Origin of the sequence: Loktanella sp. S4079, assembly GCF_000967725.1 — a bacterium.
In the GTDB taxonomy this organism is placed as follows: Bacteria; Pseudomonadota; Alphaproteobacteria; order Rhodobacterales; family Rhodobacteraceae; genus Yoonia.
Genome location: NZ_JXYE01000002.1, coordinates 1,532,075 through 1,552,797 on the forward strand (window position 1 = coordinate 1,532,075; position 20,723 = coordinate 1,552,797).

The 20,723-nt window shown below is 53.9% G+C and carries 23 protein-coding genes; 10 read left to right on the forward strand and 13 right to left on the reverse strand.

All coding sequences use genetic code 11. From position 1 onward, the window contains the following. Positions 1-70 precede the first annotated feature (70 nt). A complete protein-coding gene (locus TW80_RS08795; protein ID WP_045996847.1) occupies positions 71-1,429 on the reverse strand; it encodes a 1-acyl-sn-glycerol-3-phosphate acyltransferase in 1,359 nt (452 codons plus the stop codon). A gap of 135 nt (positions 1,430-1,564) precedes the next feature. Here TW80_RS08795 and TW80_RS08800 point away from each other — a divergent pair, with 135 nt between their 5' ends. The 3 genes from TW80_RS08800 to deoD all read left to right on the forward strand — a co-directional run bounded on the left by TW80_RS08800 (position 1,565) and on the right by deoD (position 4,734). Next, a complete protein-coding gene (locus TW80_RS08800; protein WP_045996848.1) occupies positions 1,565-3,532 on the forward strand; it encodes a protein meaA in 1,968 nt (655 codons plus the stop codon). A gap of 105 nt (positions 3,533-3,637) precedes the next feature. Further along, positions 3,638-3,964: an H-NS histone family protein gene (locus tag TW80_RS08805; protein ID WP_045996849.1), complete on the forward strand. Its 327-nt coding sequence runs from the start codon at positions 3,638-3,640 to the stop codon at positions 3,962-3,964. A 65-nt stretch (positions 3,965-4,029) separates the two neighbouring features. Then, positions 4,030-4,734, forward strand: a complete 705-nt coding sequence (gene deoD / locus TW80_RS08810) for a purine-nucleoside phosphorylase (protein ID WP_045996850.1) — start codon at positions 4,030-4,032, stop codon at positions 4,732-4,734. Here the strand turns inward: deoD and TW80_RS08815 are convergent. The 7 genes from TW80_RS08815 to sdhC are packed head-to-tail and all read right to left on the reverse strand — an operon-like array spanning position 4,731 to position 9,668. Further along, entirely contained in the window at positions 4,731-5,576 is an 846-nt protein-coding gene (locus TW80_RS08815) for an urea carboxylase-associated family protein (RefSeq protein ID WP_045996851.1), read from the reverse strand. The genes deoD and TW80_RS08815 overlap by 4 nt on opposite strands. A 54-nt stretch (positions 5,577-5,630) precedes the next feature. Next, entirely contained in the window at positions 5,631-6,410 is a 780-nt protein-coding gene (locus TW80_RS08820) for a succinate dehydrogenase iron-sulfur subunit (RefSeq protein WP_045996852.1), read from the reverse strand. 42 nt (positions 6,411-6,452) lie between these two features. Continuing rightward, positions 6,453-6,749 carry a hypothetical protein gene (locus tag TW80_RS08825; RefSeq protein ID WP_239450504.1) on the reverse strand — a complete coding sequence of 99 codons (297 nt, stop codon included), beginning with the start codon at positions 6,747-6,749 and terminating at the stop codon, positions 6,453-6,455. Further along, positions 6,746-7,069, reverse strand: a complete 324-nt coding sequence (locus tag TW80_RS08830) for a hypothetical protein (RefSeq protein ID WP_045996853.1) — start codon at positions 7,067-7,069, stop codon at positions 6,746-6,748. The genes TW80_RS08825 and TW80_RS08830 overlap by 4 nt, the downstream gene beginning before the upstream one ends. Beyond that, positions 7,069-8,874, reverse strand: a complete 1,806-nt coding sequence (gene sdhA, locus TW80_RS08835) for a succinate dehydrogenase flavoprotein subunit (RefSeq protein WP_045996854.1) — start codon at positions 8,872-8,874, stop codon at positions 7,069-7,071. The genes TW80_RS08830 and sdhA overlap by 1 nt, the downstream gene beginning before the upstream one ends. A gap of 20 nt (positions 8,875-8,894) precedes the next feature. Then, positions 8,895-9,266, reverse strand: coding sequence for a succinate dehydrogenase, hydrophobic membrane anchor protein (sdhD, locus tag TW80_RS08840; protein WP_045996855.1), 372 nt, complete (start codon positions 9,264-9,266; stop codon positions 8,895-8,897). 12 nt (positions 9,267-9,278) lie between these two features. Next, positions 9,279-9,668, reverse strand: a complete 390-nt coding sequence (sdhC, locus tag TW80_RS08845; protein WP_045997126.1) for a succinate dehydrogenase, cytochrome b556 subunit — start codon at positions 9,666-9,668, stop codon at positions 9,279-9,281. Between the two features lie 475 nt (positions 9,669-10,143). On the opposite strand from sdhC, the gene TW80_RS08850 reads away from it, so the two are divergent. Beyond that, positions 10,144-10,695: a nucleotidyltransferase domain-containing protein gene (locus TW80_RS08850; protein ID WP_045996856.1), complete on the forward strand. Its 552-nt coding sequence runs from the start codon at positions 10,144-10,146 to the stop codon at positions 10,693-10,695. 115 nt (positions 10,696-10,810) lie between these two features. Here TW80_RS08850 and TW80_RS08855 read toward each other — a convergent pair whose 3' ends face one another. From TW80_RS08855 to TW80_RS08870, 4 genes are read right to left on the reverse strand one after another with little or no spacing between them, the layout of a single operon-like run. After that, on the reverse strand, positions 10,811-11,836 hold the full coding sequence (locus TW80_RS08855; protein ID WP_045996857.1) for a MaoC family dehydratase: 1,026 nt from the start codon (positions 11,834-11,836) through the stop codon (positions 10,811-10,813). After that, a complete protein-coding gene (locus tag TW80_RS08860) occupies positions 11,833-12,036 on the reverse strand; it encodes a DUF1737 domain-containing protein (protein WP_045996858.1) in 204 nt (67 codons plus the stop codon). Before TW80_RS08860 ends, TW80_RS08855 begins: the two co-directional genes overlap by 4 nt. Positions 12,037-12,040: 4 nt before the next feature. After that, on the reverse strand, positions 12,041-12,586 hold the full coding sequence (locus TW80_RS08865) for an NnrU family protein (protein WP_045996859.1): 546 nt from the start codon (positions 12,584-12,586) through the stop codon (positions 12,041-12,043). Then, positions 12,583-13,425, reverse strand: a complete 843-nt coding sequence (locus TW80_RS08870) for an HpcH/HpaI aldolase/citrate lyase family protein (protein WP_045996860.1) — start codon at positions 13,423-13,425, stop codon at positions 12,583-12,585. The genes TW80_RS08865 and TW80_RS08870 overlap by 4 nt, the downstream gene beginning before the upstream one ends. A 164-nt stretch (positions 13,426-13,589) precedes the next feature. Between TW80_RS08870 and TW80_RS08875 the strand changes: the two genes are divergently transcribed. Both TW80_RS08875 and TW80_RS17630 read left to right on the forward strand, forming a co-directional pair. Then, positions 13,590-13,904, forward strand: coding sequence for a hypothetical protein (locus tag TW80_RS08875; protein WP_052700924.1), 315 nt, complete (start codon positions 13,590-13,592; stop codon positions 13,902-13,904). Positions 13,905-14,018: 114 nt separating this feature from the next. Next, positions 14,019-14,648 (forward strand): PRC-barrel domain-containing protein, encoded by a 630-nt coding sequence (locus TW80_RS17630; RefSeq protein ID WP_052700925.1) that lies wholly within the window; start codon positions 14,019-14,021, stop codon positions 14,646-14,648. Between the two features lie 32 nt (positions 14,649-14,680). Here TW80_RS17630 and TW80_RS08885 read toward each other — a convergent pair whose 3' ends face one another. Continuing rightward, positions 14,681-15,436, reverse strand: a complete 756-nt coding sequence (locus TW80_RS08885; RefSeq protein ID WP_045996861.1) for a sulfite exporter TauE/SafE family protein — start codon at positions 15,434-15,436, stop codon at positions 14,681-14,683. A 160-nt stretch (positions 15,437-15,596) separates the two neighbouring features. Between TW80_RS08885 and mdh the strand changes: the two genes are divergently transcribed. The 4 genes from mdh to sucD all read left to right on the forward strand — a co-directional run bounded on the left by mdh (position 15,597) and on the right by sucD (position 20,660). Continuing rightward, on the forward strand, positions 15,597-16,559 hold the full coding sequence (gene mdh / locus TW80_RS08890; RefSeq protein ID WP_045997129.1) for a malate dehydrogenase: 963 nt from the start codon (positions 15,597-15,599) through the stop codon (positions 16,557-16,559). After that, entirely contained in the window at positions 16,559-18,139 is a 1,581-nt protein-coding gene (locus TW80_RS17635; RefSeq protein ID WP_052700926.1) for an FkbM family methyltransferase, read from the forward strand. Before mdh ends, TW80_RS17635 begins: the two co-directional genes overlap by 1 nt. 388 nt (positions 18,140-18,527) lie before the next feature. Further along, entirely contained in the window at positions 18,528-19,721 is a 1,194-nt protein-coding gene (gene sucC, locus TW80_RS08900) for an ADP-forming succinate--CoA ligase subunit beta (protein WP_045997131.1), read from the forward strand. A gap of 57 nt (positions 19,722-19,778) precedes the next feature. Further along, positions 19,779-20,660: a succinate--CoA ligase subunit alpha gene (gene sucD / locus TW80_RS08905; RefSeq protein WP_045996862.1), complete on the forward strand. Its 882-nt coding sequence runs from the start codon at positions 19,779-19,781 to the stop codon at positions 20,658-20,660. Positions 20,661-20,723: the final 63 nt, after the last annotated feature.

The window sequence follows — 20,723 nt, forward strand, 5'->3', positions numbered from 1 at the left end:
GCACAAGAAAAGGCGCACAGCCCCAACGAAGGGCCGTGTTGGTGTAACCAAAAGTGAATTTAAGTTCGGATTAACCGTCGAAATGATGGGCAATCGAATTGGCGTAATATGCCAAAATATCATGCCCATTCTCTTGTACGACGATACCATCACCATCGCGATGTATGATGCCCCGCACAGCGAACCGATCTAGCGCCTCGGAAACGATCACCTCGGCGGGTCGCCGTGGTAGAGGCATATGACCAGATTTCAGCTGCTCCAGCTTCTCAGTGATCCGAATAGCCAATGCATCAGCGGTAAGAATCTGATCATGGACCATTGTATGCGCCACAATCGGCACGCTAAGCACCGGAATGACACGTCCGATCCGCGCCATTAACTCATCGGCAACTTCGTTAGTAAGATCACCGGTCGCGCCTTCGCGGAACTTCGACAGCTCAAGCGGATCACCGAAGCTCACCGAGGCGGTACCAAAAGAGTTAAACCGTCGGGTTATACGCAACCAGATATGGCGCCCGACCCGCCCCGCAACATCCCAAAACGGTGGGCGAAATTTGCGCGTGCCAGATTTGTCGGCGGCAATCAAAATGTTATCTTCGAGAACACGGTCATAATTGATCGCAACGGGAACAAAGATAACTTCGCGCTGTTCGGGATCAAAATCGTCGATGATATAGTTCAGCAGTCCAACGCGTGGCTGCGCCATGCGCCCATCAAGACTTAACCCACCTTCGGGAAAGACCGCTTGGCTCACGCCGCCGCGCGTCGCCATCTGAACATAGCGCGCCAATACCTTGCGGTATAAGGCTCCACGCGATTTCCGCCTGATGAAATATGCGCCCATGGCGCGGATAATCGGCGACAATGGCCATACACGTGCCCATTCACCAACCGCATAAGACAGCGCACCTGCGCTCGCCGCGAGATACGTCACCAGCACATAGTCCATGTTACTGCGATGATTGATCACAAAGACCACAGCCGCATCTGGGTCGATTTCTGCCAGTTTCTTGCGGTCAAATGTGCCTAAACGAATCCGATAGAGCGATTTTGACAACCACCGCGCCAAGCGAATCCCAATGCTGAAATATGCGGTCGCGGAAAACGAAGGCACGATTTCACGCGCATAACCTTTGGCTTTTTCAAAGGCGACGTTTTCTGGAACGTTTTGTTTTCGCGCGTATTCGACGATCGCCTTTGTGACCTCTGGATCATAGATCAGACGTTGAATCATGTCGTAACGCCGCGCCAGCTTAAATGGCTCAATGGGCCGCTGAAGCCTTTTATTTACGCGCTCAATGACACGCTCTGCCCTTTTGCGAAAGAACCAGCGCACGGACGGAAACAAGAAATGCGATGCAAACGTCACTGCTGCAAACAGGACAATAAGGGCAAAGACCCACAGCGGCATCGAAACAGTTTGCGTCATTGCGCGAACCTGACAGGGAAACGACCTGACGTAAATCCCGTGATGCCGCATTGCAGCGAATTGACAGGGGTACAAAATATCGGATAATCATATTAATGAGCAATAAAGTTGCGCACGAAATTAGAGGACCCAGAAATGTCGCAGACGCAGAAAGATCGCCCATGGCTATTTCGGACCTACGCGGGTCACTCGACCGCGGCCGCCTCTAACGCGCTTTACCGCGGCAATCTGGCAAAGGGGCAAACGGGTCTCTCGGTTGCCTTTGATCTGCCAACACAGACTGGTTACGACAGCGATCATATTCTCGCCAAAGGCGAGGTCGGCAAAGTTGGCGTACCTGTTAGCCACCTAGGCGACATGCGGGCCCTGTTCGACAATATCCCGCTTGATCAGATGAATACGTCAATGACGATCAATGCGACTGCGCCTTGGTTGCTATCGTTGTATATTGCGGTCGCCGAAGAACAAGGCGCAGATATCAGCGCGCTTCAAGGCACCGTTCAAAACGACATCATCAAAGAATACCTGTCGCGCGGCACATATATCTGCCCGCCGGAACCATCGTTGCGGATGATTACGGATGTTGCGGCATATACCCGCGAACATTTGCCCAAATGGAACCCGATGAACGTCTGTTCATACCATCTGCAAGAGGCCGGAGCGACACCCGAAGAAGAGCTCGCCTTTGCTTTGGCGACAGCCACCGCCGTGTTGGACGACTTGAAAGGCAAAGTACCCGCCGAAAACTTCCCAGCTATGGTCGGTCGTATTTCGTTTTTCGTTAACGCAGGCATCCGTTTCGTGACCGAACTGTGCAAAATGCGCGCCTTTGTCGAGCTGTGGGATGAAATCTGCGCCACACGTTACGGCGTTGAGGACGCCAAGTATCGCCGCTTCCGCTATGGCGTGCAGGTGAACTCGCTCGGGCTGACGGAGCAACAGCCAGAAAACAACGTATATCGCATCCTACTTGAAACCTTGGCCGTTACGCTTTCGAAAAAAGCCCGCGCGCGTGCTGTTCAGCTGCCCGCATGGAACGAGGCACTTGGCCTGCCCCGCCCGTGGGATCAGCAATGGTCCCTGCGGATGCAGCAGATTTTGGCCTATGAAACCGACCTGCTCGAGTTCGATGATCTATTCGACGGCAACCCCGCCATTGATCGCAAGGTCAACGCGCTGAAGGAAGGTGCCCGCGCCGAGCTAGCCCAAATTGACGGGATGGGCGGTGCCGTTGGTGCAATCGAATATATGAAATCACGACTTGTCGAAAGCAACGCGACCCGGATCGCAAGTATCGAAACCGGCGAAACAACGGTTGTAGGCGTGAATAAATGGCAGGCTGGTGAACCGTCACCGCTGACCGCAGGCGACGACGCGATCATGGTATCTGATCCAAAGGCCGAGGCAGACCAATTGCGCCGCCTCGACGCGTGGAAAGCCAACCGCGATAGTGAAGCAGTCGCCAAAGCGCTAGGCCAACTACGTGCCGCGGCACAAGACGGCAGCAACGTGATGCCGCCATCAATTGCTTGCGCGCGCGCCGGGGTTACGACCGGCGAATGGGCAGATGTCATTCGATCCGTATTTGGGCAATACCGTGCACCGACGGGCGTCAGCAGCAATCAGTCGAACCGCACCGAAGGCCTGGACGAATTGCGCGAACAAGTCGATCGGGTAAGCGCGACACTGGGGCGGAGGCTCAAGTTCTTGGTCGGCAAGCCGGGGCTAGATGGTCACTCAAATGGGGCAGAGCAAATTGCGACCCGCGCACGCGATTGTGGCATGGATATTTCCTACGAAGGCATCCGATTGACACCTGACGAAATTGTCGAGGCGGCTCTTGAGGATGAAGCCCATGTCATCGGGCTGTCGATCCTTTCAGGTTCACACCTGCCGCTGGTCAAAGATGTCATGACAAAATTGCAGGCCGCCGGGATCAGCAACATCCCTGTCATCGTCGGAGGAATCGTTCCAGACGAGGATGCCGAAGCTCTGCGCGGTATGGGCGTAGCCAAAGTTTACACTCCGAAGGATTTCGAATTGAATGTCATCATGGCTGACATCGTTAACCTTGTTGATGCCCAATTAATCGCCGCAGAGTAGTATGCGACCCCCTTAGAATTATACTTTTGTACAGACATCGCCCTTTTTATGTGTCGCTGCCAACACAACCGATGCTAGCACGCGGAAACAAAAAAGGAGACTTGGATGAACCTCGATCTAACCTCAATGTCACGTATTGAGCTGGAAACTCTGAAGACCGAAGTCGAAGCTGCATTGGTGGAAGTCGCGGAGAAAGAAAAGCAGGCTGCTCGTGATGCCGCTGAAAAAGCGGTTGCCGCATTTGGCTATTCGTTGGCAGATATTACTGGCTCTGGCGGAAGAGGACGCAATGGGCGTGGCAAATCATTGTCATCACCCAAATACCGCAACCCAGCGGATCCAGAGCAAACATGGACAGGCAAAGGGCGTCAGCCGCAGTGGTTCAAAGAAGCAATAGCGGCCGGCCAATCGCCTGACGCGATGGAAATCTAATTTCTGGTCTCCACCCTGATGCGTTAGCGGCCTAGACTGGCGACAAACGCATCAGGAGACTTGAGATGACAACACACATCGGCGCCGAACCAGGCGACATTGCCCCAACCGTTCTAATGCCCGGCGATCCATACCGGGCAAAATGGGCGGCCGAAACCTTTCTTTCCGACATACGCTGCATCAATCAAGTCCGCGGAATGCTGGGCTTTACCGGTACGTGGAACGGCCACCCAGTGACCATCCACGGGTCGGGAATGGGGATGCCCTCGCTTTCTATCTACGCCAACGAGCTCATCAAAGACTTTGACGTGCAAACATTGATTCGCATCGGATCATGTGGCGGTATGCAGGAACATGTAGGCATTCGCGATGTGATCTTGGCCATGACCGCCTCGACCCTTTCGACACCGTCCAGCGGTATTTTCAAGGAACTCAATTTTGCGCCCTGTGCAGATTTTGAGTTGCTCAGCGCCGCGCACAAGGCGGCACAATCCAAAGAAGTCGCGACGCATGTTGGCGGCATCTATTCCTCGGACGTCTTTTATGATGAACGCCCCGATTTGAATGAACAGATGACGCGGCACGGCATTCTGGGCGTCGAAATGGAAGCCGCAGAGCTATACAACCTTGCCGCGCGTTACGGACGGCGTGCCCTTGCTGTGCTGACAGTCAGTGACCACCTTATTACGCACGAGGCTCTGCCTGCCGAAGACCGCGAGAAAACATTTGGAGATATGGTAGAAATTGCGCTCGAAGCGGCCTTTGCCTAGGTGCCGTGGCTCTGATCATACTGATTTACCAATGGTGGAGCCCAGTCCGCTAGGGTTCCATCCGCTGGGCGCAGCACCTCCATCTCAAGAGGATAGCAAGCGGCGGCATCGCTAGAATGTTCTGCGCTGCAATCACCACCCGGGCAGGCGCTCAGTACGGCAAGCAAATCAATTTCTGCAAATACCTCAAAATAGTCACCCGGACGCACTGGGCTTGCCTTCATAAAATACTGGCCCGTATCGCGGGTAAACCCAGTGCACATAAAGACGTTCAAGACATCATGCACATGTTGCTCTGCGTCGGACAGTTCTTGCCCAGTATGCGCGGCCAACGCGCGGGTCAGATTTGAATGACAACAATGATGATAGTCTTCGCCAGATAACAGCCGCCCAGTATAAGGATCACATCGTGTGCCGATTACGTCGTGCACAGAGCCACCGTAGGCGTCGATCCCATACCAATCCAAAGTATCATGCGTAACCGTTGCCATGGGGCGCAAATACGGAAAACACGACCACAAACGGTCCCCGGTCGAAACATGCGTGCCATGCAATGCCCGCGTTTTGCCCGAATAGAACCGTTCAGCGAGATTGCTTGCATTGAACAAATTCAGATCGCCGACCTGTGGACCCTCAACAGAGTGAATACGCATAAAGTGCCCCGCTGGCACAACAACTGTCGCGGCCTCACGCGGCGGGACAACTGCACGGGTTGTTGTCATCAACTGCGCACGCGCCGCATCGTAAATCACCATATTCGGCGAAGGCAGAGTCTCAGTTGGATAACAAATAACTGGCGGTACAGCGCGGCGTTCATCCGCATCATTGGGTGGCTCAGCCATTATGCAGAACCACCCTGTATCAAAGGAAACGCCGCCCAACGGCGGCGCCTAATCTTAGACAACTCGCTCAACCATCATGCCTTTGATGTGCGCGATGGCTTTGGCGGGGTTCAGGCCCTTGGGGCATGTCTTGGCGCAGTTCATGATGGTGTGGCAGCGGTACAGTTTGAACGGATCTTCCAAATCATCCAAACGCTCGCCCGTTGCTTCATCACGGCTGTCGATGATCCAGCGGTACGCGTGCAACAGTGCTGCTGGTCCGAGGTAACGATCACTGTTCCACCAGTATGACGGGCAAGATGTCGAGCATGACGCACACATCACACATTCATACAGGCCATCCAGCTTTTTACGGTCTTCGATCGACTGCTTCCATTCTTTTGCAGGACGGTTTGTCTTTGTCTCAAGCCAAGGCATGATCGACGCGTGCTGTGCATAGAAATGGGTCAGGTCAGGGATCAGATCCTTGATCACTGGCATGTGCGGCAGCGGGTAAATCTTTACGTCGCCTTTGATCTCATCAAGGCCGTAAATACAGGCCAGCGTGTTGATCCCGTCGATGTTCATCGCACAAGAGCCACAGATACCTTCGCGGCAAGAACGACGGAAGGTCAGCGTTGGGTCAATCTCGTTCTTGATTTTGATCAGAACGTCCAGAACCATCGGGCCGCACGTATCCATATCAACGAAATATGTGTCCAGCTGCGGGTTTTTGCCGTCATCAGGGTTCCAGCGATAGATCTGGACCTTGCGCAGATTTGTTGCGCCTTCGGGCTTTGGCCATGTTTTCCCGACGGTCATGCGGGAATTCTTAGGGAGTGTCAGTTGCACCATAGTGATGTTCCTTCCGTCACGGACAGTATTGCCCGAAAATTTTTACAAAGACCGCAACCGCGCGGGGCGGATAGGCGGTTCGCCGGTCAGATCAATGACACAGCTTTCATAAACCTCGAACGGGTCACGCCCGCGTAGAAAATCTGCTGAAAGGCCGATCTCGATACCGGTCGACATTCCAGTTTCGCTATTCATCCCGACGGTCACGCCACCCGTTGGAGCCTGAGCCGCTTGTGCACGTTTTTCACAACGCTGTGCCGCCTCTTCAGGCGTGGGCGGTGTCGGTGAACAAGCCGCGGCCAGTCCAGCCATCATGATGAATGCGAATGATTGTTTCACAGGCTGACCCCCAACATACCCGATGCAGCGCATCGCGCCGTTTCAGGGCGTGCAAGAATATCGACAATCAACTCAGAGGTCGCGTCATCCACCCCAACAACCGCTGCTTCGGCGATTGTGAGAATTTCTGCGCCAGAGGCGTTGTCGATAATGCAGTCGGTGACAGGTGTCGCGTCAACGCCGGGCAGCTTGGCCGCAACGACGTTGTTCACCACACCTTTGGCCGCTGTCCGGGCCAAGACATCGCCCTGCGCGCCGATGTCTTGCATGCAGCCCGCAAGAGCCATGCCAACAACGCCAAGAAGGGCCAGCGCGCGCATCAGAACGTCCGCTCTTTTGGTGCGATCTTCGCCTCTGAAATCCCGCCTTCGGCCTCGGTTGTCAGCGGCGCGGTGATGACGGGGCGGTGGCTTAGGGTCACCTTGTTGCCGTCAACGTGGCTGATGGTGTGCACCCGCCAGTTTTCGTCGTCACGTGTCGCGTAATCTTCGTGCGCGTGTGCGCCACGGCTTTCTTTACGCGCCTCGGCACCAACAATCGTTGCCAATGCGTTTGGCATCAGGTTGGTCAGCTCAAGCGTTTCCATCAGGTCAGAGTTCCAGACAAGACTGCGGTCGGTGACCTTGAGGTCATCCAATTTGCCCGCAATCGCTGTCATCTTCTCAACGCCTTCAGCAAGGGTTTTGTCTGTACGGAACACAGCCGCATCAGCCTGCATTGCCTTTTGCATTTCCAAACGCAGATCAGCAGTTGCAACGTTACCGTTTGCATTACGCAAACCATCAAAGCGGTCGAAACATGCGTCAACAGATGGTTGGTTCAACGTTGGGTTTGCAGCAGCGCGGTCAACAACCTGACCCGCGCGGATCGCGGCGGCACGGCCAAACACCACAAGGTCAATCAGCGAGTTCGACCCCAGACGGTTCGCACCGTGGACAGAGGCACAGCCCGCCTCACCCACTGCCATCAGACCGGGAACAATCGCATTCGGGTCTTTGGCGGTTGGGTTCAGAACCTCACCGTAGTAGTTCGTTGGGATACCACCCATGTTGTAGTGAACCGTTGGTAGAACCGGGATCGGCTCTTTGGTCACGTCAACACCTGCGAAAATTTTGGCCGATTCAGAAATACCGGGCAAACGTTCCGCCAGTGCTTCGGCTGGCAGGTGGTTCAGGTTCAGGTGGATGTGATCGCCACCGGGACCAACACCGCGACCTTCGCGAATTTCCATTGTCATACAGCGGCTGACATAGTCACGTGGCGCAAGGTCTTTGTAGTTGGGCGCATAGCGTTCCATGAAACGCTCACCCTCAGAGTTGGTCAGGTAACCACCCTCACCACGGGCACCTTCGGTGATCAGGCAGCCAGAGCCGTAAATACCGGTTGGGTGGAACTGGACGAATTCCATATCCTGCAGCGCAAGACCCTGACGGGCAACCATGCCGCCACCGTCACCTGTACAGGTGTGGGCAGACGTCGCGCTGAAATAGGCACGGCCATAACCGCCAGTCGCCAGAACAACCATTTTGGCGTTAAAGACGTGCATTGTACCGTCGTCGAGCTTCCAGCAGACAACACCCTGACAAACGCCGTCTTCGGACATGATCAGATCAAGCGCAAAATATTCGATGTAGAATTCAGCCTGCTGTTTCAGCGACTGACCATAAAGCGTGTGAAGGATCGCGTGGCCAGTCCGGTCAGCAGCGGCACAAGTCCGTTGTACGGGCGGGCCTTCACCAAATTCAGTTGTGTGGCCACCGAATGGGCGCTGGTAAATCTTACCCTCTTCGGTCCGGCTGAATGGCACACCGTAGTGCTCTAGCTCGTACACCGCTTTGGGGGCTTCGCGCGCAAGGTACTCCATTGCGTCAGTATCACCCAGCCAGTCAGAGCCTTTCACAGTGTCATACATGTGCCACTGCCAGCTATCTGGGCCCATGTTACCAAGGGACGCAGCGATACCACCTTGGGCAGCAACAGTGTGCGAACGTGTTGGGAAAACCTTTGAAATACAAGCGGTGCGCAGACCCTGCTCTGCCAGACCCAATGTTGCGCGCAGGCCAGCGCCGCCAGCGCCAACAACAATCGCGTCATAATTATGGGTTTCGTATTCGTATGCAGCCATTGTTCAGTTGCTCCGCGGAATTAAAGGGCGATGCGCACGATTGCGAAGATCGCAAAAGCGGCAGCAGTATAGGAAAGGCAAGTCATGCCAATGATCAGCGCTTTACGGGTCATACCACCAGTATAGTCTTCGATGGTCGCACGGACACCGTTCGCAAAGTGGTTAAAGCCAACCAGCATTGTAAGCAGCGCAATCGTCGCAGGCACTGGGCGTTGGTAATAGGCGATCACCTCTTCATAGGGTGACCCTAGGATCGCACCGAATGTAAAGATAAACAGCACCACCAGCGGCACAAGCGCCACAGAGGTTACAGTCATATGCCAATGATGCTCGGTACCTGTTTTTGCAGAACCAAGACCAGCAGCCCGTTTACGGTCAGTCATAAAAGCCATGATCTGCCTCCCTTAAAGAACGATAACGACAAAGATTGTCAGCAAAACAGAGACCACCAACGCGGCTTGCGCGTATAGCTCGGACTGGTCGACCTCAAGCATGCGACCCGAGTCCCAGATCAGGTGACGAACACCGAAAAGCATGTGGTACCACATCGCCCAAGTCGACAAGAACAAGACCAGATCACCAAACCAGCTTGTCAGGAAACCGTTCGCGATAGCGAATGCCTCTGCCCCAACAGATGCGGCCACGAACCACCATACAATCATGAGCGCCGAAACCAGCAGCGAAAGACCAGTGATACGGGTAAAGATCGACGACATCGAAGTCCATTGTGGTCGATAGTATTGCCCGATCATAAACGGAGACAGCGGACGTTTGTCCTGAGGATTGTCGGCCATGAATGTTCCCTTCTTTGGCTTGGCTGCCATTTCGGTCGCGCCTTTGATCTTGTTTTGCACCAGTTCCCAACAAGAGTCACGCAGTGGAACCCGCATAAACGCTGAAATAATACGCCAATTTTGAAATTTTCGCAATTTTGTGATCACACATTTTTTCCATGTGATCACAAACAATAAGCTGACTTATTTTGTCGGATTTTACACCGAGCGTAACATCATAACGCCGGCGGCCTAACGAAGAACGCCCGAGCAAGCTTTCCTACATCAAATAACTTTGCCCCCCTATCCTCTGCGCAGCGAACGGCAGCTAAGAGCCCAGCTTGACATATGCTGCGAGTGCGCCGAATGTCGGCTTGGCGACCAATTTTGCTTCGAAACCGAAAACAGTTCGATTAGCTCAGAATGCCAAAAACTTGCTTATATCGCAGCATAAAGAGTAAAATGGCCCACCAGATCTGGATAAACGTGCAGCACGATGACTTTTGACACTTCGAAATTCGCACATCTGCCTTTGCATCAAAATCTAGTAACGTCGGCATATGAAGCTTTTGCCAGCGCACCCGACGTTCGCGCTATTGTCCTTGTCGGCTCGCTGGTTTCTGGCAAAGGTGATAGGGTGTCGGACGCCGATGTCGTGGTCTTCACCTGTAACGACTACCACCGAAACAGCGTGGATGGATACAAGAGATTCGAAGCTGGCAAAGAAATCATCTATTGCCTTCAAAGCGATGGCAACGGACCCACTAGGTTTCGTAAGTATCTGTTTGGAGACCTAACGAGTGCCGAAATCCACTGCATGGACTTATCTGCGCCTCTCCGATTGTCCAAACCGTTCCAGATACTCATTGACAAAGATGACCTCGTGTCAAAACGCACGACAGATGCCCCTCCGATCAAGCATGAAGACTTCCCGGTTTATGAAAATGGTGACGAGGGCCTCATTTGGGAATTGGTTGACTGCATAAAGTGGTTGAGCCGAGGCAACACCGACTTGGCCAAAGGTTATCTACGGCGGCTGGGGGGATGAGCTCTAGAACCGTATCAGCAACCTAAAGCGGCCATTCATACTATTGGAGCAAACGACAGCTTCGTCTACCTTAAACACTGAGCCTGGTTTTTATTCCAATAGCTACGCAACGCGTTCATACAGGCATCAGCGCCCAGTAATCCAAGTCCAGAAGAACCTCTGGCGCGTATTTTCCGTCTTCGCCGCGCAATACACCAGTCTCGCCCTTGGTCGCTACCAGCCGCAAGCGTATTGCGCCGACGCCGGGTGCTGGTGTTTCGGCAATGTCCAAGACCTCGGACCACGCACGTACGGTGTCACCTGCAAAACAGGGGTTTGCGTGCGCGCCGCCGCTTAGTGCCACGATCATCTGCGCATTTGCCAGACCGTTGAAAGACAGTGCCCGCGCAAGGCTGATCACATGGCCACCGTAAATCAGGCGCTTGCCATCTGGTCGATTGGTCGCATCAAAATGAACCTTGGCAGTGTTCTGCCACAAGCGCGTCGCGAGCATATGCTCGGCCTCTTCAATGGTGACGCCATCAACGTGATCGATCACCTCGCCCACAGAGTAATCCGACAGGCGATGCGGCTCTCCAGCAAGCGCAAAATCGTAGTTCGTGAAATCCAATCCCTTGGGGATCACGAGGTCTTGGGCCGAAACGGCCTTGGCCAGTTCGGGAATTACGGCTTCGGGCGCTGGCCCTTCGCCGCGTTTGCGCACCATGACCCAACGCACGTAGGACATCAGCTCTTCGCTGTGTTGATTGCGCCCAGTTGTACGAACCCAGACAACGCCGCTTTTGCCGTTTGAATTCTGCTTGACCCCAATCACCTCTGACGTGGCGGTGATCGTATCGCCGGGCCAGAGCGACGTAATCCATCGGCCCTCTGCGTAACCCAAGTTCGCGACAGCGTTCAGCGAAACATCGGGAACGGTTTTCCCAAACACCGTGTGGAACGTCACCAGATCATCCAGCGGGCTAAACGGCAGACCGCAGCTTTGCGCAAATTGATCAGAGGAATGTAACGCATGACGCGCGGGATAAAGCGCGTGGTATAGCGCCCGTTCACCCATCTTGATTGTGCGCGGCACCGCATGGGTGATCACATCACCAACGGCGTAATCTTCGAAAAAGCGGCCTGCGTTTGTTTTGGTCATTGCTGGCCCAACTTCATGTCTGGCGTGTAAGGTGTATCGACATCTTTGGTCACGGCCTGCGCACAACGCATAACCCCATTCGCCTGATCAAATGCATAAGACGGGCTGCCGTATAGCTCCCACCCCTTTGAGAGCGCTTCTGACACCTTGTGGCAGAATGCTGCGGTGTCGTCCTCGGTGAGTAGTCGATAGATTTTCATGTTTTCATCCAAACGGGTTATAGCCCAGCGCAATATGAACGCCCGCCACACCGGCAAAAACGACAACAGTTGCAACCAAAGCTGTGATTTCTTTTTTCATGGGTACGGCGGGTGCCGGGGTCCAGTCAGGCTCTGCCCGGTTGATCAGCTGGATTTCAGAGCTCGCCCAAACCAGCAAACCACCGAATAGAATGAACGACGGCGAGTCGCCGTTTACCAGCAGATGCGCCACCGCCCAAAGCATTACGGCAGTTAACTGCGGGTGGCGGATATATTGCGTAATGCGCGCCTTTGATCCAGCGGCAGCGAATAGATAGAATACGAGCAACATCAACAGATTGTTGATACCCGTCAGCGCAGGCGAACGCCCCCAATAAAATGTACCGTCCGAAGCGCGGTAGCCAACGACCATCAGCACCACCCCAATAATCGACCCGGCGGTGACGATAAGCTTGCCTTTGTCGCCCAGCGCTTCGCGGCTTGCCGGCGCAAGTCGTTTCCAAAAATGAACCCCGGCCCAAAGAACCAGTCCAAGAATGATTAATGTCATGAAGTCTCCAATGCGGCGATGGCGTCAGCTTTCGCTAGCGTCGCCCGCGCGGTGACAATATGCAAGTTTTCTACGATGCGCCCATCCACTACAGCGACGCCCTGCCCTTCGGCTTCGGCGGTTTCAAAGGCTTCGATCTGACGGCGTGCGAGGTCAATTTCATCCTCGCTTGGGCCAAAGGCCGCATTGGTGACGGCCACTTGCGCCGGATGGATGAGCGTTTTCCCGTCAAAGCCCATGTCACGCCCCTCAGTACATTCGGCGCGCAAACCATCTTCGTCTTTAAACGCGTTGTAGACACCATCAAGTGCGACGATCCCAGCCGCCTTGGCCGCAAGCAGGCATAGCTGAAGCGAGGTCAACATCGCCGCGCGACCACGGGCGTTCAGGTCTTTGGCCAGATCATTGGTGCCCAGCACGAACCCCTCGATTCGCGGATGAGCCGCAATGCTGGCAGCATTCAATATCCCTTGCGGCGTTTCCATCATTGCCCAGATAGGCAGGCCCGGTATCAAAGCGGCCAAAGCATCGACATCATCGGTACTATTTACCTTGGGCAAGAGAACAGCGTCACAATCCATTGTGGCGACTGCGGCGGCATCCCCTGCGCCCCATTCAGTATCAAGTCCATTGATCCGCACGACTTTGTATCGCGCCCCATAGCCACCTTGCGCAAGCGCCGATGCCAATGTCTCGCGCGCGGGAAGTTTGGCGTCCGGGGCGACGGCATCTTCTAGGTCAAATAGAATCGCATCGACTGGCAGCCCGCGCGCCTTATCCAATGCACGATCCTTTGACCCAGGAATATAAAGAGCAGATCGGAAGGGGCGGTTATGCATGACATGTCCTCGCAATATTGTTGCGCATTAAAGGGCATATTTTGAATGATAGTTCAATTACAATTTTGCCGCAGTGCGGCGAATTACGAGAAAAGTAACCTTACGTTAACGAATTAACGGTTTAGTTACTCGTAGCTTAATGACCACCACTCACGCCCACGTTAATGATGAAACCGATCGTTTTTTATCTGCCCGTGTTCTTGGGCTCGATCTTTGTCGCCTGCCATGACGCGCAGGCGGCGGCGACATGCGCCCCGTTTGATCAGATCGCCGCAAGGCTAGACTCCGCGTTTGGCGAACGTCTGCACCGTCAGGATATCGCGGCGAACGGGACTGTCTCGTCCATATTTGTTGCACCGGCCACAGGTAGTTGGACGATCACAACGACAAAGTCCGGACAACTGACCTGCCTATCGGAAGCCGGTCAAGCATTTGATATAAAATACAGAAACACAAGTCTGCGCACGTCAAATCTATGACAGGGTGAAAATTTTTTACTTTCTATGCAACCCAAATCGCTCTGAATTGTTTTCCTATCACAAGGCGACAGCAACACGTTGCGACCGCCATCACAGATTGTGAAAGGAAACAAAATGAAACGCATGATGACAACAACAGCCCTGACGCTTTTGGTTGGTACAGCCGGTTTTGCACAAAGCGACTTGAATACAAGCGCTGATGCTGAAATCACTGCGCAGGCTGACGGCTCTACCGTTTCAATGGAGCATGACCTGAACGCTGACGCAGAAACAACGTTGTTCGATGACGCAGGTAACGCATTGGCCGAAGCTGGCGAAAGCATCAAATCTGGTGCAGAGGCTACAGGTAACGCCATCGCCAACGCCGCCGACAAAGTTGGCGCCGAGGCAGACGCATTTATCGCCGAAACGAACGAAACCTTGACCAGCCCAATGATCGAGAACGGTTCGATGATCTCAGCGCAGGCGGATGTCATGGTCGCGGGCGATCTGGAAGGTGCCGTTGTCTATGACGAAACCGATGCCGAGATCGGCGAGGTCAGCGAAATCATTCTTTCTGCGGATGGTACAGCCGAGAAAGCCGTAATTGACGTAGGCGGCTTTATCGGGATTGGCGAAAAATCTGTCGCGGTTCCATTCGAAGAGCTGGCCCTGCTGAAGACAGAGGCCGATGGCGAGATCTTTGTCTATGTCGCTGCAACCAAAGAAGAACTGGAAGCAATGCCAGAATTCGAAGCGAGCTAATCGCTTTCTTAGCCCCCGGCCTAGGCTGGGGGCTAAGCCACTGCCACCCATATCAATCGCACCCCAGTCACAACGAGCAAAATATAGCTCAGTGCAAAGAATGCTCTTTCGGGAACATAGTCATGTGCGCGTACACCGATCCACGCACCAATCAGCGCAAAAGGAGCGAGCAGCAGGCTCCCCAGTAGCGTGTTCCACGTAAAGATGCCTAAGAATGCATAGGGCGCGACCTTCATCCAGTTCACGGCCCAAAATGTAATGACTGTCGTCGCCTGATAGGCCGTTTTACTCAGCCCCTGTGACAACAAAAAGACCGCAGTTGGAGGCCCACCCGCGTGGCTGACAAAGCTGGTGAACCCACCAACTAGCCCCGCCCCCCATGCAAAGGGGCGTGAAAATGGCATCTGCTCGATCCTGAGCCACCCTTGGGCCCGCGCAAGTTGAAACGCGACAAACCCCAAGCAGATTGCGCCGATCAACAACCGAAAGAAATCGGCATCCACGGCCGTGTAGACCCAAGCCGCCAGTGCAACGCCCGGTATCGCCCCAAGGATCATCCCCTTTGCAGATGGCGTGTGCCATTTCCCCCAGTAGGGCTTTAAAGTCGCGACATCGATCAACATAAACAGTGGCAAGATCACCGCCAGCGCTGCCCCCGGCGGCACCACAAGTGCGAGAATCGCCCCACCAACAAAGGCGGCACCGGACCCGAAACCACCTTTAGAAATCCCTCCAAACATGATCGCAGGCGCCCCAACAATGAAAAAATGCCAGTCAAATTCAATCACCTGCCTGCTCCTGAAATACCTTGAATTCATCCTTCGTTAGCGCCTTACAGGCTATCAAACCAGTCTCAAATAAGGGATGCCGCGACGCAGCGCACTTGCGCGCGCGCCTTCAAAGGCTTACCCAATGTTGCAAATCCAACCGACCAAAGGATCTATTTCCATGGCTAGACCAAAGATTGCCCTCATCGGCGCCGGACAAATTGGCGGCACGCTCGCACACCTTGCGGCTGTCAAAGAGCTGGGTGACGTTGTGCTTTTCGACATTACCGAAGGCATTCCACAAGGTAAGGCGCTTGATATCGCTGAATCCGGCCCTGCTGCGAAATTTGACGGCAGCTTCAAAGGCACCAACGACTACGCCGATATCGCAGGTGCGGATGTTTGCATCGTCACAGCTGGCGTTCCACGCAAGCCAGGTATGAGCCGTGATGACCTGCTGGGCATCAACCTCAAGGTTATGAAATCCGTTGGTGAAGGCATTGCAGCCCATGCGCCAAACGCCTTTGTGATCTGTATCACCAACCCGCTTGACGCGATGGTTTGGGCACTGCGCGAATTCTCTGGCCTGCCACACAACAAAGTTTGCGGCATGGCTGGTGTTCTGGACTCTGCGCGTTTCCGTCACTTCCTTGCTGAAGAGTTCGAAGTTTCCATGCGCGACGTGACAGCTTTTGTTCTGGGCGGCCACGGTGACACAATGGTCCCGCTGACACGCTATTCAACCGTTGCCGGTATTCCTCTGCCTGATCTGGTAGACATGGGCTGGACAACCCAAGACAAGCTGGACGCAATCGTTCAGCGTACACGCGACGGCGGTGCAGAAATCGTTGGCCTGCTGAAAACTGGCTCTGCTTACTATGCGCCCGCGACATCAGCGATCGAAATGGCCGAAGCCTATCTGAAAGACCAAAAACGCCTGCTGCCATGTGCGGCACATGTTGACGGCGCATACGGTCTTGACGGTTTCTACGTTGGCGTTCCAACCGTAATCGGTGCTGGCGGCGTTGAACGTGTTGTCGAAATCAAGATGAACAAAGACGAGCAAGCGATGTTCGACAAATCCGTCGACGCGGTAAAAGGCCTCGTAGAAGCCTGTAAAGGCATCGACGGCTCACTCGCATAATGACAGCGCCGCTTCCCAACATAGCATCCTTGTGGATTGGGAAGCGGCTTAGCTTCCTAGAGATTTTGTGCCTGAAGTCATTCGCTGACGCAGGACATCACGTTACCCTTTATACTTACGGCGAGCTCGAAAATCCGCCCGAATTTTGTGAAATTCGGGATGCCCGTGAAATCTGGGATAACGACAAAATCATCATTCACCATCAACGGCAGTCCCCTGCAATCCATAGTGATATCTGGCGCCTCAAGTTGATGCAGAAGTCTGACGCAATCTGGGTCGACACAGATGCCTACTGTCTACGACCGTTTACAGTCACAAATGGCTATTTGGTAGGGCTGCAGGACAAGCGCGGCGTCGCAAACGGCGTACTCCGACTTCCCAAAGATAGCCCTGCGTTGCGCGCTTTCGACGATTTTCTATCTACGCCCGGAACATTGCCCCCTTGGTGGCGACCAAAGGATAAAGACGCCTTTGCAGCGACTGGATTGACGCCAGATTTTGGTAATTTCAAGTGGGGAACGACTGGTCCCGCTGGCCTCAACCACTTTATGAAACAATCGAGTGAGATCGAACACGCACTACCACCGCATGTTCTCTATCCGTTACCACAAACCAGGAAGAGCGTACCACTTCGCTCGCCAAGTATTGCTGAATCCTTTATCAAAGACGACACGATCTCAGTGCATTTTTATGCCACTGGGTTTCGGAAACATATTGCTTCTGGCACCATCCCACCTGAGAGTTATCTGGCTCATCTCGCTGAAAAGCACGGGATTTCGGCACCAACTGCGCCGTCACCAGTTGTGAAAACTGCCGAGGTTGGATTGCCGAAACAAGCCGACAAAAAATGGCAACGGCGCAATAGGCGCATTGCTCAACGGCTTGTATTTGATATCCTTGCTAGGGCACGGTCCGAAAACGGCGGGCGCTTGAAGTATGTGCAAGTGGGTGCAAATGATGGCCGACTGGCCGATCCACTATTTGCGCACGCCAAAGATCATAACTTTGATGGCCTGCTCATTGAACCGTCACCAATCTACTATGAATCGCTCACCCAACTCTACGGACAGCAGCCTCATATTGAAACGCTCAATGTCGGCGTCGCCGAAGAGCGAGGCACACTGACACTACACCAGTTGCACCCTTTGCATCAGGGTTCATTCCCGAATTGGGCAAGGGGCTGCGCGTCGATGCATCGCGATGTGTTGGTCAGATCTCTATCTGCGGTAGGTGACGTTAACGATGAAATGATCCTAAGCGTCGATGTTCCCGTCGACCGGCTTGATCGCATTTTAGAAGCACATGATGCCCTAAGCGCTGACATCCTCATCATTGACGTGGAAGGTTACGAGGCCAACATCTTTCGCAGTTTTTCGCTTAAGTCGTTCCGACCTATCGTAATTATGTTCGAGTTTACACAGATCACAGACGCCGATGCCACAGAGATTCACGCGAATTTGGCTCGAAATGGATACAGAATGTACCCGATGAACAATGACGTGATCGCGATCAGAAATGACTGGCTACCACAAAGCATCGTAGACACCTTTGCATTGCTGTCGATAGCAGAGTGGGAATAGCAGTTTACCCGTTTGGAGATTGCTTTCGCGTTTGACTGCAAAATTCTAAACAGCCCGCCGACAGCGACTATTTGACCTGTCTAAAGTTCCTACACGTGCAGCTAGCATCTGAAATTGATTGCCGTGTCTGATCGCTGCACTACAGGGGCTGAAATCTCTCCGCTCGGATCGCAACGCACTGTTTGTCACGTCCGGCATCAGCAAACTCGCGAACCAAACTCGGACATGATTCTCAAGTAGCATCGCAACTGAGGTGTTTGTGATCACACCATTTTACGGTGTGATCACAAATGTTCGATTATCCGCCAATCTGACATTTTTCAGTTACAAAACGTTCATTCCTTGTGCTTTAGATGGGGCAACCGAAGCCAAAACTGGATATGTGATCATGAACATCCACGAATATCAGGCCAAAGCACTGCTCCGCAGCTATGGCGCACCTGTTTCCGACGGCCGCCCCGTGACGCGCGCCGAAGATGCCAAAACTGCCGCAGGCGAACTTGATGGCCCATTATGGGTTGTTAAGGCACAGATCCACGCTGGTGGCCGTGGCAAGGGTAAATTCAAAGAAGCCGACGCTGGTGAAGCAGGCGGCGTACGCCTTGCAAAATCCGTCGAAGAAGCTGCTGAAGAAGCTAAGAAGATGCTTGGCCGCACATTGGTCACGCACCAAACTGGTCCAGTCGGCAAGCAAGTTAACCGTATCTACATCGAAGACGGTTCTGGCATTGAAACTGAACTCTACCTTGCCCTGCTCGTTGACCGCGCAACTAGCCGCATCGGCTTTGTCTGCTCGACCGAAGGCGGCATGGACATCGAAGAAGTTGCAGCAAGCACTCCTGAGAAAATCCTGAACTTCACTGTTGATCCTGCAACAGGTTACCAGCCCTTCCACGGCCGCCGCGTTGCATTTGCGCTGGGTCTGAAAGGTCAGCAAATCAAACAATGCGTCCAACTGATGGGTCAGCTTTATACAGCATTTGTCGAAAAAGACATGGAAATGCTGGAAATCAACCCGCTGATCGTCACTGACGAGGGCAACCTCAAGGTGCTCGACGCCAAGGTCGCATTCGACGGTAACGCGATCTACCGCCACGCTGACATCGCCGCCCTGCGCGACGAAACAGAAGAAGACCCCAAAGAACTGGCAGCGTCCAAGTTCGACCTGAACTACATCGCGCTTGACGGTGAAATCGGCTGCATGGTGAACGGTGCGGGTCTGGCGATGGCCACAATGGACATCATCAAACTCTACGGTGCTGAACCCGCCAACTTCCTTGACGTAGGCGGCGGCGCGACCAAAGAAAAAGTAACCGAAGCGTTCAAGATCATCACATCTGATCCAAACGTCAAAGGCATCCTCGTGAACATCTTTGGCGGCATCATGCGCTGCGACGTCATCGCCGAAGGCGTGGTTGCTGCAGTCAAAGAAGTCGGCCTAGAAGTACCGCTGGTTGTCCGCCTCGAAGGTACTAACGTGGAAAAAGGCAAAGAGATCATCAACACCTCTGGCCTGAACGTGATTGCTGCTGACGACCTGAAAGACGGCGCACAGAAAATCGTGAAAGCCGTCAAAGGGTAACTCTGTAGGGTGGATCTAGATCCACCTTCATTGCTAGATTTCTAAGGAGCCACACACATGGCCATTCTCGTAAACGAAAACACTAAAGTCATCTGTCAGGGTCTGACCGGCTCTCAGGGGACATTCCACTCTGAACAAGCCATTGCTTATGGCACCAAAATGGTTGGCGGCGTGACGCCCGGCAAAGGTGGTCAAACGCACCTTGACCTGCCCGTGTTCAACTCTGTCCACGAAGCAAAGCACGTGACCGAAGCCAATGCATCGGTGATCTACGTGCCTCCGCCCTTCGCAGCGGATTCCATCCTCGAAGCGATCGACGCTGAAATGGAATTGATCATCTGTATCACCGAAGGCATCCCTGTGCTGGACATGATGAAGGTCAAGCGCGCGCTTGAAGGTTCCGCATCACGTCTGATCGGTCCAAACTGCCCAGGTATCATCACACCTGATGCTTGCAAAATCGGCATCATGCCGGGCCACATCCACAAGCGTGGTTCTGTTGGTGTCGTGTCCCGTTCCGGTACGCTGACATATGAAGCCGTGAAGCAGACATCTGACTCTGGCCTTGGTCAGTCTACAGCGGTTGGTATCGGTGGTGACCCGATCAAAGGGACAGAGCACATCGACGTGCTGGACATGTTCCTTGACGATGATGAAACCCAATCCATCATCATGATCGGTGAAATCGGTGGTTCTGCAGAAGAGGAAGCCGCCGAATTCCTTGCGGAACAAAAGAAAAAAGGCCGCTGGAAGCCAGTCGCTGGTTTCATCGCAGGCCGCACAGCGCCTCCGGGCCGCCGCATGGGCCACGCTGGTGCGATTGTTGCCGGTGGTAAAGGCGACGCGGAAAGCAAGATCGAAGCTATGAAATCCGCCGGTATCGTCGTCGCAGACAGCCCCGCCACACTTGGCGAAGCTGTGCTGAAGGCAATCGGCTAATTGAAACTGCGCGGTGCATTTTGTTTGCGCCGTGCCATCCATTGCGCGTCGGGCGCTCTAAGG